Annotated in this window: 13 protein-coding genes; 6 read left to right on the top strand and 7 right to left on the bottom strand. The window is 38.1% G+C overall.

Annotated features, from left to right (window positions below; translation table 11 throughout):
- Positions 1-112 precede the first annotated feature (112 nt).
- Together mnmD and MWU78_RS14775 are read right to left on the bottom strand one after the other, a co-directional pair.
- Positions 113-778 (bottom strand): tRNA (5-methylaminomethyl-2-thiouridine)(34)-methyltransferase MnmD, encoded by a 666-nt coding sequence (mnmD, locus tag MWU78_RS14780; RefSeq protein ID WP_246999066.1) that lies wholly within the window; start codon positions 776-778, stop codon positions 113-115.
- A 1-nt stretch (position 779) separates the two neighbouring features.
- Positions 780-1,283, bottom strand: coding sequence for a DUF4920 domain-containing protein (locus MWU78_RS14775; RefSeq protein WP_246999064.1), 504 nt, complete (start codon positions 1,281-1,283; stop codon positions 780-782).
- Between the two features lie 105 nt (positions 1,284-1,388).
- Here MWU78_RS14775 and MWU78_RS14770 point away from each other — a divergent pair, with 105 nt between their 5' ends.
- A complete protein-coding gene (locus MWU78_RS14770) occupies positions 1,389-2,462 on the top strand; it encodes a branched-chain amino acid aminotransferase (RefSeq protein WP_246999062.1) in 1,074 nt (357 codons plus the stop codon).
- Between the two features lie 84 nt (positions 2,463-2,546).
- On the opposite strand, the gene MWU78_RS14765 is transcribed toward MWU78_RS14770, so the two are convergent.
- Positions 2,547-2,936, bottom strand: a complete 390-nt coding sequence (locus MWU78_RS14765; RefSeq protein ID WP_187583405.1) for a nucleoside triphosphate pyrophosphohydrolase family protein — start codon at positions 2,934-2,936, stop codon at positions 2,547-2,549.
- A 664-nt stretch (positions 2,937-3,600) separates the two neighbouring features.
- Between MWU78_RS14765 and crcB the strand changes: the two genes are divergently transcribed.
- From crcB to MWU78_RS14740, 4 genes are all read left to right on the top strand, one after another.
- Complete coding sequence (gene crcB / locus MWU78_RS14755; RefSeq protein WP_246999058.1) at positions 3,601-3,966, top strand: fluoride efflux transporter CrcB; 366 nt, start codon at positions 3,601-3,603, stop codon at positions 3,964-3,966.
- Between the two features lie 299 nt (positions 3,967-4,265).
- On the top strand, positions 4,266-4,604 hold the full coding sequence (locus MWU78_RS14750) for a P-II family nitrogen regulator (protein ID WP_246999056.1): 339 nt from the start codon (positions 4,266-4,268) through the stop codon (positions 4,602-4,604).
- Between the two features lie 30 nt (positions 4,605-4,634).
- A complete protein-coding gene (gene amt / locus MWU78_RS14745; protein WP_246999054.1) occupies positions 4,635-5,885 on the top strand; it encodes an ammonium transporter in 1,251 nt (416 codons plus the stop codon).
- Between the two features lie 113 nt (positions 5,886-5,998).
- Positions 5,999-7,066, top strand: a complete 1,068-nt coding sequence (locus MWU78_RS14740; RefSeq protein WP_246999052.1) for an outer membrane beta-barrel protein — start codon at positions 5,999-6,001, stop codon at positions 7,064-7,066.
- A 55-nt stretch (positions 7,067-7,121) separates the two neighbouring features.
- Here MWU78_RS14740 and MWU78_RS14735 read toward each other — a convergent pair whose 3' ends face one another.
- The 3 genes from MWU78_RS14735 to MWU78_RS14725 all read right to left on the bottom strand — a co-directional run bounded on the left by MWU78_RS14735 (position 7,122) and on the right by MWU78_RS14725 (position 10,119).
- Entirely contained in the window at positions 7,122-7,760 is a 639-nt protein-coding gene (locus MWU78_RS14735; protein WP_246999050.1) for a DUF1684 domain-containing protein, read from the bottom strand.
- 272 nt (positions 7,761-8,032) lie between these two features.
- Positions 8,033-9,445 carry an alpha/beta hydrolase gene (locus MWU78_RS14730; protein ID WP_246999048.1) on the bottom strand — a complete coding sequence of 471 codons (1,413 nt, stop codon included), beginning with the start codon at positions 9,443-9,445 and terminating at the stop codon, positions 8,033-8,035.
- A gap of 221 nt (positions 9,446-9,666) precedes the next feature.
- Positions 9,667-10,119 carry an Lrp/AsnC family transcriptional regulator gene (locus MWU78_RS14725; protein ID WP_103442068.1) on the bottom strand — a complete coding sequence of 151 codons (453 nt, stop codon included), beginning with the start codon at positions 10,117-10,119 and terminating at the stop codon, positions 9,667-9,669.
- A gap of 118 nt (positions 10,120-10,237) precedes the next feature.
- Between MWU78_RS14725 and MWU78_RS14720 the strand changes: the two genes are divergently transcribed.
- On the top strand, positions 10,238-10,630 hold the full coding sequence (locus MWU78_RS14720) for a hypothetical protein (protein WP_246999046.1): 393 nt from the start codon (positions 10,238-10,240) through the stop codon (positions 10,628-10,630).
- A 113-nt stretch (positions 10,631-10,743) separates the two neighbouring features.
- On the opposite strand, the gene MWU78_RS14715 is transcribed toward MWU78_RS14720, so the two are convergent.
- Positions 10,744-14,202, bottom strand: coding sequence for a methylmalonyl-CoA mutase family protein (locus tag MWU78_RS14715; RefSeq protein WP_246999044.1), 3,459 nt, complete (start codon positions 14,200-14,202; stop codon positions 10,744-10,746).
- Between the last annotated feature and the right edge of the window lie 26 nt (positions 14,203-14,228).

Here is a 14,228-nt window from a genome sequence, read left to right as displayed (position 1 = left end):
TCAACTTGGATATAAATATATGGGTTTTTAATATTGAAGTAGTTGACTTTAGTTTAGGTTTAACAGTCCTAGGACCTTAGTTGTTAAGTAATCCATAATAAAGGACAAATATTTATGAAATTTTTAAGGCACGGAGCATTTCTCTTTTACCTGGCGGCCCGGGCAACCGTTCCACGACAAACCCTACAGCCTGCATAGCCCTCCTTACACTTCCCTTGGCAGAATAAGTAACCAGCACACCATCTTTTTTCAAAGCCTTGTACATTATTTCAAAAATTTCCTCTGTCCAAAGCTCTGGTTGTACCCTGGCACCAAAGGCATCAAAATAGATAAGATCAAAGTTATTGACATCGGAAATTTCCTTAAAATCCAACTGCTGCTTTGTCAAGGAAAAACCAGGGGTAATTTGATGTATTTTACCCCAGGAAGTTTGGTGCATCTTAAAAAAATACTGTTCAAAATCCTTTGCCTCCAGCGCTGCACTATATCCCAATTGCTCCAATTCTTTCGGGAGTACCGGATAGGCCTCAACTCCATTATAAGACACCTGCAAACCTTGCTTCTCCGATTCCAATAAAGTTATAAGGGCGTTCAATCCCGTACCGAAGCCAATTTCCAAAATAGACAAAGACCTATCTTGGAACAAGGACAATCCATTCTTTATAAAGACATGATACGCTTCCTGCACAGCACCGTGAATTGAATGGTACTGTTCGTTCCACTCTTCAATTTGAATTGTTTTGGAACCATCTGCAGTTGTAATTATTTTTCTTTTCACATTATTTCTTTAGTAATACTCCATCCGCTACAAAGGCATAGGTTCTCTTCACTTCGGTTATTAGGGCAATTTCCTCATCGGATTTGCCGCCATCATACGCAAAATGCCTTTGGTCTTCAACGCTCCTTTCTTCAACAAAGGCGACACCATTTACAATTACCTCCCTACCTACAATGTCCCGTGGCACAAAAAAACTATAATTCCTAAATTTAACCATAGTTTCTTCCCCGTTCCCCAATTCCAATTTCATCCAACATCCCTTTGCTTTACAAACCTCGGTTACCCTACCAGAAAATTGGGAAGCAAGAGTGTCGGTCTCAACCATTCCTTTATATTTTTTTCGCATCATACCATTGGTCATGGCGTTGGAATCAATTATTTGGGCTCCGAAATATTCATAGGTTTCCCCTGCCAAGGGCTCCCTAATTGGTTCCTTGGATTTGTTTTGCGGCTTGCAAGCTGAAAACACAATAAAAATCGCAATCAAAATGTTAAAATGCCTCATAATAGACAGAATTTAAATCACTTTACAAAACTGGGTCTTTTTTGACAAAAAAAGAAGCACTACTAATGATATTTGCTTAATTTTATTGCTTTAAATTAAATCTTTATGCAAACTGTTTCAAATTCAATAATAGTTGAGAAAGTTAAAACCTCGAAAATTGATAAAGTAGATTTTAATAATTTATCGTTTGGGAAGTATTTTACAGATCATATGATGGTCTGCGATTACAAGAATGGAGCTTGGGAAGCACCAAAAATAGTCCCCTATCAACCCATTACGCTTGACCCGTCCGCTAAAATTTTCCATTATGGGCAATCTGTTTTTGAAGGAATGAAAGCCTACAAGGATGAAGACAAAAATGTTTGGCTTTTCCGTCCCTTAGAAAACCAAAAGAGAATTAATATTTCGTCCAAAAGACTTGCAATGCCAGAGTTCCCTGAAGATTACTTTATGGATGGCTTAAAGGCCCTTTTAAAATTGGACCATAAATGGATTCCTACTGAGGAAGGAAGTTCATTGTACATTAGACCCTTTATGTTTGCTACAGGAGCAGGTTTCCATGCATCACCTTCAAGCGAATACAAATTTATTATTGCGTGTTCGCCGTCTGCCTCATATTTTGCAGGTAAGGTAAAGGTTTTGATTGAAGAAAAATACTCCAGATCGGCTAATGGCGGCGTTGGATTTGCCAAGGCCGGAGGTAATTACGCCGGACAATTTTACCCCACCCAATTGGCAGTTGAAAAAGGATACAATCAGGTTATTTGGACCGATGACAACAACCACGAATATATTGAGGAGGCTGGCGCCATGAATATATTTATTCGAATAAATGACACTTTGATTACCAGCCCTACAAGTGATAGGATATTGGACGGTATAACCAGAAAGAGTATTATAGACATTGCCAAGGATGAAAAAATAAATGTGGAGGTTAGAAAAATTACTGTAAAAGAGGTTGTTGAAGCCTCAAAGAACGGCAGTCTTAAAGAAATGTTCGGCGCAGGTACCGCTGCGGTGATTTCACCTATTTCCACTTTCGGTTTCCAGGGCAAGGATTATGATCTACCAGAATTAAATGATAGTTATGCCTCCTTATTAAAAAAGCGCATTACGGATATTCAATATAATAAGGCCGAAGATAAATTTGGTTGGAGATATCAAGTGAATATAAAGTAGTATTCCTGGTACACCATAAAAAAGCCCCTTATCTTTTAAAGAAGAGGGGCTTTTTTGATTCATTACTACGAGAAATTGGATGTACTATTTTTTATCCAAAATATCCACTATGTTGGGCTTAAAATAATTGGGCCCTTTTAGCACCTTACCATCCTCCCTGTAAATTGGTTTGCCATCTTTTCCCAATTTACTCATATTGCTTCGCTGAATTTCCTCAAAAACTTCCTCAATTTTGTATTGCATACCATGCTCCAGTATAGTACCACACAAAATATAGAGCATATCACCAAGGGCATCCGCAACTTCCACTACGTCATTGTTGGTGGCAGCCTCAAGATACTCCTTATTCTCCTCATCCATCAAATTAAACCTTAGCAAATTCTTATCCTTTCCCAAATCCGCCTTAATCTCCTTGGAAACACCCAACCCAAACGAATTATGGAACAACTCTACCGCACTAAGTTTACTTTTCATTATTGTGATTATTTAAGTTAGATTTGCGTAAAAATATAAATATGTTCAGTACCGGACAATTAATTTTTGCAGGCCTATTTTTCGTTGCATTTGTAGTAATTACCATAATTTCCTATCAAAAAGATAAAAAATTACACAAAAAAAATTACAAGGGTGTTAAATGGGTAGGACTTTTCTTCACATTATTCATAGTAATATTATTTCTTATTAAATATTTCCTTAAAAATTAACATTTATTTTTGATTCCCCATAAAAAACACTTCCCCCAACAACAATATGAATTTTTGCAACGTTTAATATACGAAAAGACGTAATTTTGCGTTTGGTAACTAAATCGTTTAGTTGTATGGTAACTTTTTTCAGTATTTTAATAGTTCTTATTGGTATAAACGCATTACTTTTTTTAGTTAGTTTTAACAGTAGTCCAAAAAAGAAAGAAAAGTCCGTCAAAAATATTTCAGAATCTACAACAGTAATCTTCCCCCTAGATTTAATTAACTCGAAATATAAAAAGGCAGTTTAAATCTAGTCTAAAAGGAAATATGTGCATCTTTGCATAAATACTATCTTTTACAGTATTTATGACTCTGTATTTCAAATTTTTAAGAACTCTTTATATGGTGATTTTTATTTACTTTAATAAAGGAATAAAAATTAAAACCCTATGAAGCAATTTTTACTCGTCTTTTTGGGAGGGGGCTTAGGAAGTGGGCTTCGTTTTTTATTGAGCAAAACTTTCAACAACACCTTTCACAATTTTTTTCTCGGTACTTTTATTGCAAACATTATAGGTTGCTTGCTGATTGGTTTTATTATTGGACTTTCATTTAAGAACAATTTACTTTCCTCAAATCAGACCCTAATACTAACCACTGGCTTTTGCGGTGGCTTCACTACTTTTTCAACCTTTGCCCTAGAGCAACACTCGTTTTTAAAAACTGGTGATTTTGTTAATTTGGCCGGTTATACTCTTGCCAGTCTCATCATTGGAGTCCTAGCCGTGGCCGCAGGATTCTGGTTTTCCAAGTAATACACCCCCTCTACTCAATATTAAGCATTTCTTACCATTTCCTTTTATTAGGCAGATTCCTTCAATTTTCTGCATTATCAACAGCAAAAAGACTAAAAAGACACGAATCTTTCAGATTTTCGCCCAAACAAGTGTTAATTATATTAACATATCAACAGATATGTCAAATTTAAAACACAATACCCACAAAATACATAGGTTAATTTTATTTAAAATGTAATTATGACGCATATACCCCCCAAAAAATAGGGGGGTATTAAATTAATATATATTTTTGTTTCATAAATAATAAATCAATTATGAAAAAAATCGAGGCAATTATTAGGAAATCAAAATTTGATGACGTAAAAAAAGCGCTACATCAAATTGAAGTAAACTTTTTTAGTTACTGGGACGTAACGGGAGTTGGAAATGAAAAAGAAGGCCATGTCTACAGGGGCATTTCTTATAGTACATCCGACATTCAACGCAGGTATCTTTCTATTGTAATATCGGATGAGTACCTAGAACGCACCGTTAACACCATACTGGAAACAGCATACTCAGGTAATGTAGGTGATGGTAAAATTTTCATTTCGGAAGTTTTGGAAGCCTATCGAATTAGAACCAAGGAAAGCGGAAAAGCAGGCATTAACTAAAAAAATTAAGAACCAACAAACAATTACAACATGGACGTAGGATTATTTACAGCAAATAACGTTTGGATGATGATATGTACGGCTCTCGTATTCTTCATGCATTTAGGATTTTCACTTTTAGAAATTGGCCTAACCAGACAAAAAAACACAATCAATATCTTATTTAAGAATGTATTCATCATCTGTATGGGGTTACTCATATATTATGTAGGTGGATTTAACCTAATGTATCCAGGTGATTTCAACGGATATCTTGGTTTTGCGGGATTCGGCATTGAAGCCCCAATACTACCAGATGGCAGTTTAGACCTTACCTATAGCGAAGGGTATACGTATTGGACAGATTTTCTTTTTCAAGGAATGTTTGCCGCAACAGCAGCTACTATAGTTTCTGGAGCAGTGGCTGAACGTATTAAACTTGGTGGATTCATGATTTTCACCATAATCTATGTAGGATTGGTTTATCCTATTGTAGGATCTTGGCAATGGGGCGGTGGATTCCTATCCACACTTGGAGGTGATGATGCCGGATTCCATGATTTTGCAGGATCTACACTTGTGCATTCCGTTGGAGGATGGGCTGCGCTGATCGCTATCTATATATTAGGACCTAGAATTGGCAAGTTTGGCGAAGACGGAAAACCTAATGCGATTCCTGGACACAACATTCCATTGGCAGCTGCAGGTGTACTTATTCTGTGGTTAGGCTGGTTTGGATTTAATGGTGGATCGGTTTTATCCGCAGATCCAGCTGGGACTTCAATAGTATTGGTTACAACTTGCTTGGCAGCAGCAGCAGGTGGAATGGGATCATTTATCTTCTCTTCAATTCTTTACAAGAACTATGACCTTACCATGATGTTAAATGGTATCCTAGGTGGTTTAGTAGGAATAACTGCCGGTGCGGATTTAATGTCACCTTTTGAATCTATTATCATAGGTCTAATAGCTGGGGTAATCATTGTCCTAGGCGTTGCTTTGATAGACAGATTAAAATTGGATGATCCAGTTGGTGCAGTTGCAGTTCACCTTATCTGTGGTATTTGGGGTACTTTGGCCGTGGGTATTTTCGGAGTTAAGGCCGGACTATCACAGTTTTTATACCAACTATCGGGAGTAGCCGCAACAGGCATTTTCTGTTGCCTTACCGCATTCATCATCCTTTACACAATTAAGAAAACTTCAGGAATCAGAGTTTCCAAAGAAGAAGAATTGGAAGGCTTGGATTTACATGAGCACGGAATGGATGCTTATGCCGACTTCAGGATGAACCAACACTAATAATACAAAAGGTAACGGAGCGTTTTGCAGAACGCTCCGTTAATTACCTTTTCAACCACAACAACTCAATATAATACCTAACATCCTAATATTAGGATATAAACAATTGAATTATGAAAACGATTATTTATACAAAATACGCAAAAAATTTACTATTACTTGCATTTGCCCTCGCATCAACAGTAACTTTCGCCCAAGAAGATGAAGAAGAAGCCAAGAAATTTAGCCTAAGTGGAAGTGTGGATGCCTACTACAGAACTAACTTAAACGGAGACAACGGTTTTGACGATGGTTCTGGCCTGCCTAATGCAGCTCCTGGATCGTCATTTGCTAACTTACCTGGTTTTGCTTTGGGGATGGCCAATGTGATAGCCGCATACGAAGGTGAAGATGTAGGGTTTGTAGCCGACCTTGTTTTTGGACCTAGAGGAACAGATGCTATTTTTGCTTCTCCTTTATATTCAGCTACCGGAAACATTGTTAACCAGTTGTACGTATACTGGAATGTAAGTGAATCAGTGAAATTAACCTTTGGTAATTTCAATACCTTCCTAGGTTATGAAGTAATTTCTCCTGTAGCCAATTTTAACTATAGTACATCTTACTTATTTTCATATGGTCCTTTCTCACATACTGGTTTGAAGGCTGACTTCACCCTATCCGAGGACTTCAGCTTAATGTTGGCAATAATGAACCCAACTGATCAAACTGAATTGAACCCAACCGAGAAATATGCTTTCGGCGCTCAATTGGGCTACAGTGGTCAGTTCCTAAACTTCCTTGCCGATGACGGGGCTTTCGAAATCGATTTCACAGGTGGATTTGATTTATCAGAATCATTCTTTTTAGGAATCAATGCAGCGGTGTACGATAATGATGATGTTGGTTTTGCCGGTGCAGCTCTTTATCCGCAATACGCTACTTCTGAAAACTTTACCTTGGGACTAAGAGGTGAATATTTCGTAGAAACAGGTGATTATGGCGCAATTGGAACAGGAGTTGAAGATTCCAGTGTTTTTGCAGTAACGCTTACAGGAAGTGCCACTATTGGAAATTTAATCATTAAGCCAGAGTTGCGATTGGATAGTGCTTCTGATGATTCCTTTAGTTTCTTAGATACGGATTTGGCACCACAAAAGAGTTTATCCTCATTTGTACTTGCAGCCGTTTACTCTTTCTAAACAAAATTGAGTTTATTATTTATAGCCCCGCTTAATGCGGGGCTTTTAATTTTTATCATTTTTTAAATGCCTTCACCCCTGCTAAAATTTCAATATCTAGTCTATTTTGTTTTGGCACCAACGGACAGGAATATTTGGGATTATAAGCGCAATTTGGATTATATGCCCTATTAAAATCCAACAGAATAGTATCACCGTCAGGTATAGTCAAGTCCAAATACCTACCTCCACCATAGGTTTCCTCTCCATTGGTAAGGTCCGCAAAGGGCAAAAACAAATAATCCCTATACTTTTCCTGCTGCATTAACTCCTGATTTTGATATACTTCCAATTTATGATTGCGTCCATTTAGGCTAAAAGTCACTACCCCATACACAACCTCCTCAGTCTGTCTTTCAGTGGTCGTTGGCATAAGGAAGGGTAAGGCCTCAGGTGTTCTAGTGAATTTTGCGGTTATCCTATATGTAGTATCGGGTTTATAAAAATCCAAAGTCGTAAAATCCTTTCTAAACCTATCCGGTAAGGGCGAAGTTTCAGGGTTTTTGAATTCCTCATTCATTTTTTTCTGAAATCGCACTATATCCTCCAAAGAACTGGATTCCACTACGGCCATTTTCCCCTGCTCCTCGTCGTGATATCTTTTTTCCTTACAACCCAACGTAAATATCACCAAAATCAAAAATAACTGCTTCATTTTCCTGCTTTTGGCATAAAAATACAACTTCCGCATTTCTGAATAAAAAATTTCTTGAAACCGACCAAGTTTAAGGTATTTTCGGAACGGAAACCCGCAAACTGGAAACTTGGGAAATTTCATTCAGATGGGGTTTCCGAATGAAACATAAGAACTATTTTTTTTATGTGGTTTATTCCCCATTACCGAATGTAAATTAAAAGACTTCAGATAACCTAAGTCCAGGAGCAAAGACAATGATCATAGCCATAAATCTCCAATAATAGCAGCGTCTATTCTTCAATGATATCGTAACGGGCGTCCTTTAAATATTTAGCCACAATCTCATTGAACTCAGGGGTAATCCGTAGCAGGGCCGTACCCTCCAAACTATATAATTCAGCTTTATCGGCATACCCCTTTTTCAATAATTCCTCCAGATAAAACAATGATGTTCCATAGTCTTCCATTTGGGCGCTGCTGGCTATTATTTTTAGATAATAACTATAGTCATCGGGATCTGTTATTGTTTTTAACATCCAAAGTAGACTTAGCACTTCCTGATCTACCTGACTCCCCGCACTAACAATATCTATGTTATCTTCGATCAAAGCATTAACGTAACCCAAAAGCCGTTTCCCCATTTCCTTTTCAGCCTCAATTTTACTTTTGTCATACTTCTTTAATTCCCCCATTTGGTATATCCACCAGCCCAAATTATTGTAATTATAAGTGGCTAAATCCTCCTCCAAATAATAGACATAATCCTCCTTTATAAATGACTCCTTTAGCAATGTATTGTTTTCATTGCGAGTCATTGTCTTAAAAACCTTGTCCTTTTTCAGTTCTCGCTTTATTTTCTTCAAGGAATCGGTATCTTTAAACACTCTGTACACAGACATAACTTCCTCCAATAAATTATCGGCCTGAATCAAGTTGTTAGACCTAATTAAACGATTTATTTCCTGCAGATTTTGAGCATAGGCACTATCCACATAAGCCTCATCCTTCCCAATTTTACCCTTGGCCATGGCAGATAAAGTGAATATTTCCAAGGCTTTTTCCAAATATTGGGTATCGGGCCATGCATGACCTCCTTTAAATAACAACAAATGATTAGGGAATTTTAATCTACCAAGTACGGATTTCCCAATCAACATTTCGGGATAGGCATAATCTTCCTTACCAACAATTCCTATAAAATGAAATAAATTGTTCCCGTCCAATATTTCCAAATTTGGATACCCTGCACCACAGGAAATTACCCCATCAATACCCTTTACGAAAATTGGCAGGACGGAGGCAAATCTGGCGCCGCTATCGAATCCCGCACTATAGGTTCTATCCTTTTGAATAGGCAATAGCGTGATAATTTCATTGAACATTCTCCCGGTTATGAGAATATTTTGGGAGGTGGTCAAAGTGTCGTTAACATTGTTTGAAGCCGCTAAGATATACCCTTGCTTTTCAGCAGCATCCTTAAACATGCGAATAGCCTGTTTACCCTTTCCTGCCATGTCAAAAACAAAAAGAATAGGCCAATTTTTCTCAACTTCAAAGCTAGTAGGAAGATATAGTGAAAAACTTTCCGATATGGAATCCTTAACAGCGATCGAATCCATTACAATGCCTTTCTTCAAGGTTATCTGCTGCGAATTACCAAAAAAAACCGTTCCAAGGAACAGTAATAATATAAATTTCTTCATAGACTTATTGTCATCAAATATCTAGCCAAATTAATAGAGTGTACTTAACCTTCCAACGTATATAAGATTCAGAAAACTGATCTTTTAGGCAAAATTCAAACACGGACAACTTTCCAATTGGTCCGTTATAATACATTAAATTAAATAATAAATACTTTAGCACCAAAGGGGTAAAGCTGTTTTAGTTAAAAATTCCCTTGGTAATAGCATTAAACACCGCCTTAAGCTTCCCTTTTTCTTATTGGAGCATTGGAAACCACATCGGACAGGATAATATGGGTCCGAGTCTCTCCATATTGAATGAGCTTGTCAATAAATTTTTCCAAGTGAAATTGATCTTTTAAAACCACCAACATTATAATATTCTCGTTTCCGGTAATCCGATAACAATTAACGACTTCCTCATAAGTATTTACAATTTCTAAAAACGGTCGTAATTTCCCCATAAAAGCACGTAGGGTAATTATGGCTTTTAACTGATAGCCTGTATGCGAATGGGATACCACTGCTTTGTACCCTGAGATAACCCCTATATCTTCCATTTTTTTTACCCTTTCCGCAACCGCAGGAGGGGTTAACCCTACTTTTCTTCCAATATTGGCAAAAGATTCCCTGGCATTTTCCTGTAGCAATTTCAAAATCTTCCAATTAAGGACATCTATCTTTGTATTCAATATATAAATGATTAAAATTATTAACTTTCAATAGCTAATTTACAATTTTACTTTATATTATAAATTCATTTTCTTTAATTTCTACGTAATTTTATATAACAAAAGTTGCAATAATAAAATGCCTTACAAAAACTTAAGTACGATTCCGATTTATCGCAAATCCTTGGATCTTTTACAGATGAGCAGGGAAATTGCTTCGTACCTATCTTATAATAAGGATTTGCTAAAACTATATCAATCCAACAGCCTTCGGGATATTATGGTAGACTCCCTATTAACGGATTCCATTTTAATTCCTCAGCAAATAGCAGAAGCAGAGCGCTCCGATTGTCAAGCTGCTAGAATGAGAAGCGCCACTTTCATCAATGTTATCATAAGAAACATAAACTCCTATTGCACAGGTTTGGAAAAGGATGGGGTGAAGGAAAAAGAATACCTAAATCTTTTGAGAAGCGAAATAAAAAGTTTCCGAAGATTGTACAAAGTATGGAGACGATCCATTCGGAGTTAGGATCTCTTCCTCAAAACATATTCCTACTAATAAAATCAGTCACCTATATTGCTAGAGTTTAAAGGAATTACGAAATCCTTCAACTGGCAGTAATCTCTTTTAAATAGACCAAATCACATATTCCTCCTATACTGCCCTCCCACGCCAAACAATGCTTTGGTTATTTGCCCTAAGGAACAGAACTTGGTAACCTCCATAAGCTTTTCAAAAATATTATCGTTTTTAACAGCTACGATCTGTAATTCTTCCAATTGCTGTCTTGCCGAATCGCCCATTATAGCGTGTAAATTTTCCAAAGTACCAATTTGAGCCTTCTTTTCGGCCTCAGTGGCCCGGATTACCTCTGCCGGTAAAATTGTAGGCGACCCTTTGGAACTTAAAAAGGTATTCACCCCTATAATAGGAAATTGCCCGTTGTGCTTTAGAGTCTCATAATACAGGCTCTCTTCCTGAATTTTAGATCTTTGATACATGGTCTCCATAGCTCCCAATACTCCCCCGCGTTCCGTAATACGGTCAAATTCCAACAGAACGGCCTCCTCTACCAGATCTGTCAATTCTTCTATTATAAACGAACCCTGTAATGAATTTTCGTTTTTTGTCAAGCCCAATTCCTTGTTTATTATCAATTGAATGGCCATGGCCCTACGAACGGACTCCTCAGTTGGAGTGGTTATTGCCTCATCATAGGCGTTGGTGTGCAGTGAATTGCAATTATCATAGATGGCATATAGCGCCTGTAGAGTGGTACGGATATCATTAAAATCTATTTCCTGGGCATGCAAGCTGCGGCCTGAAGTCTGAATATGATACTTTAACATTTGAGCCCTTGGATCTGCCCCATATTTAAGGTTCATTGCCTTTGCCCAGATTCTACGGGCAACCCTGCCAATTACGGCATATTCGGGATCAACCCCATTGGAGAAGAAAAAGGACAGATTGGGTCCAAATTTATTGATATCCATACCTCTGCTCAGATAATACTCCACATAGGTAAAACCGTTGGATAGGGTAAATGCCAATTGGGTAATTGGATTGGCTCCTGCTTCGGCAATGTGATAACCCGAGATAGATACAGAATAAAAATTGCGCACCTCGTTCTGTATAAAATATTCCTGCACATCACCCATTAGTCGCAAGGCAAATTCCGTTGAAAAAATACAGGTATTTTGGGCCTGATCTTCCTTTAAGATGTCTGCTTGTACCGTGCCCCTAACTTTATTCAAGGTTTTGGCCTTAATTTCAGCGTATACATTGCTCGGCAAAACCTGATCACCTGTAATACCTAAAAGCATTAACCCCAAACCATTATTACCTTCGGGCAGATTACCTATATATTTTGGTCTCCCCATGCCCTTTCCCTTATAAATAGCTTCTATCTTTTGTTCAACCCCTTTTTCCAGTCCATTTTTAACAATATATTTTTCACAATTTTGATCAATGGCGGCATTCAGAAAATAGCCCAATAACATGGGCGCAGGACCATTTATAGTCATACTTACAGAGGTTGTAGGACTGCACAGATCGAAGCCGGAATACAACTTTTTGGCATCGTCCAAACAGCAGACAGAAACTCCTGCATTGCCAATTTTACCATAGATATCCGGCCTGTAATCGGGATTATGTCCATAAAGCGTTACCGAATCAAAGGCGGTGGACAAACGCTTGGCCGGCAATCCTAAGCTAACATAATGAAAACGTCTGTTGGTTCGTTCGGGACCACCCTCTCCGGCAAACATCCTAGCTGGATCCTCTTCTGTTCTCTTAAATGGATAAAGTCCGGCAGTGTAGGGAAACTCCCCAGGAACGTTTTCCTGAAGAATCCAGCTAAGAATATCTCCCCATGCCTTATATTTTGGCAGCGATATTTTAGGAATATTGGTTTGAGCCAGGGATTTGGTATGTGTTTCAATTTTAATTTCCTTTCCTCTTACGTTGAAATTGAAGACTTCTGACCTGTAATCTAGAACCTTTTTTTTCCAATTCGTAATAAGCTCCCAGTTGTGGGGATCCAAATTCATTTTAAGTTTATCGAATTCTTTGAACAAGAGTTTCAACAATTGTTTTTTATCATCAGGCATTGCCAACTTTAGAATGCCTTCAGTGTTTATCCCGTTTTTCCTCAGAAACCCACTAAAATCCACATTGGCCTCCGCTCCGGATATAGACTGAATGGTTAAAAAAATACCATATAATTTTTGGGCCAGATCTGCTTGATAAATGGCCTTTTTATCATAAGCCCTATTGTTTTCAGCTATTTCAGATAAATAGCGAGTACGGGCAGGAGGTATTATAAAAATTTTCTGTGGATCGGTATTGGCAATTTCGAATAGGGAATTCAATGCCGTTCCTGTTTTGGCTGCCAACTTGTCCATGACCAACTTATACAGCCGATTCATTCCGGGGTCATTAAATTGTGAGGCAATTGTTCCGAAGACAGGTAGCTCATCCTGATTTGCCTCCCAAAGCCCATGATTGCGTACATATTGCTTTTTCACATCCCTCAAAGCATCCAAAGCCCCTCTTTTATCAAATTTGTTAATAGCCACAATGTTGGCAAAATCCAACATGTCTATTTTCTCCAACTGCGTAGCTGCACCAAATTCCGGTGTCATCACATAAAGCGAAACATCGCTGTGTTCAATTATCTCAGTATCCGATTGCCCTATTCCCGAAGTTTCCAAAATAATTAAGTCGAACCCTGCCACCTTTAAAACCTGTACGGCTTCATCCACATGTTTGGACAAGGCCAGATTGGATTGCCGTGTAGCCAAAGAACGCATGTAGACTCGGGGATCGTTTATGGCATTCATGCGAATACGGTCTCCCAACAAGGCACCACCTGTTTTTCTTTTGGAGGGGTCCACAGAAATTATTCCAATTGTTTTATTGGGAAAATCCATTAAAAATCTTCGGACCAATTCATCTACCAAACTAGATTTTCCTGCCCCTCCGGTGCCTGTAACTCCTAATACCGGCACAGTGCCATCCAATGGCTTCACACCAGAAAATAACTTAGTAAATTCACCATGCCTATTTTCGGCCAAGGAAATTAGCCTTCCTATTGCCTTTACATCCTTATCCTTTAGGAATTGGACCAAAGTGTGGCCTTTCTCAATTTTAAAGGAGGGCATTGGAAAATCGCTTTGCCGTACCAAATCATTTATCATCCCCTGCAGACCCATGGTCCTGCCATCATCCGGGGAATATATACGAGTTATTCCATAGTCCACCAATTCCTTGATTTCTTCAGGCAAAATAACCCCGCCGCCTCCGCCAAAAATTTTAATGTGGTCTGCTCCTCTTTCCAATAAAAGATCATGCATGTACTTGAAATACTCATTATGCCCCCCTTGATATGAAGTTATGGCTATGGCATTTACGTCTTCCTGAATGGCACAATCCACAACTTCCGAGACACTGCGATCATGACCTAAATGTATTACTTCCACACCGGTAGACTGAATAATACGTCGCATTATATTAATTGCAGCATCATGACCATCAAAAAGGGAGGCTGCAGTAACAATACGGACTTTATTCTTTGGTGTATATGGTGGCTTTTGCTTCATAATAACAATACTAATTCCCTTTTAAG

This window comes from Arenibacter sp. F26102 (assembly GCF_023015865.1).
GTDB lineage: Bacteria > Bacteroidota > Bacteroidia > Flavobacteriales > Flavobacteriaceae > Arenibacter.
The sequence above is the reverse complement of the archived record's forward strand: the minus strand, read 5'-3'. Positions and strand labels throughout refer to the sequence as shown.

Coding starts and splice junctions, on each gene's coding strand:
- MWU78_RS14775 (WP_246999064.1), bottom strand. CDS start 1,283: ATGAGGCATTTTAACATTTTGATTGCGATTTTTATTGTGTTTTCAGCT.
- MWU78_RS14770 (WP_246999062.1), top strand. CDS start 1,389: ATGCAAACTGTTTCAAATTCAATAATAGTTGAGAAAGTTAAAACCTCG.
- MWU78_RS14765 (WP_187583405.1), bottom strand. CDS start 2,936: ATGAAAAGTAAACTTAGTGCGGTAGAGTTGTTCCATAATTCGTTTGGG.
- crcB (WP_246999058.1), top strand. CDS start 3,601: ATGAAGCAATTTTTACTCGTCTTTTTGGGAGGGGGCTTAGGAAGTGGG.
- MWU78_RS14750 (WP_246999056.1), top strand. CDS start 4,266: ATGAAAAAAATCGAGGCAATTATTAGGAAATCAAAATTTGATGACGTA.
- amt (WP_246999054.1), top strand. CDS start 4,635: ATGGACGTAGGATTATTTACAGCAAATAACGTTTGGATGATGATATGT.
- MWU78_RS14740 (WP_246999052.1), top strand. CDS start 5,999: ATGAAAACGATTATTTATACAAAATACGCAAAAAATTTACTATTACTT.
- MWU78_RS14735 (WP_246999050.1), bottom strand. CDS start 7,760: ATGAAGCAGTTATTTTTGATTTTGGTGATATTTACGTTGGGTTGTAAG.
- MWU78_RS14730 (WP_246999048.1), bottom strand. CDS start 9,445: ATGAAGAAATTTATATTATTACTGTTCCTTGGAACGGTTTTTTTTGGT.
- MWU78_RS14720 (WP_246999046.1), top strand. CDS start 10,238: ATGCCTTACAAAAACTTAAGTACGATTCCGATTTATCGCAAATCCTTG.
- MWU78_RS14715 (WP_246999044.1), bottom strand. CDS start 14,202: ATGAAGCAAAAGCCACCATATACACCAAAGAATAAAGTCCGTATTGTT.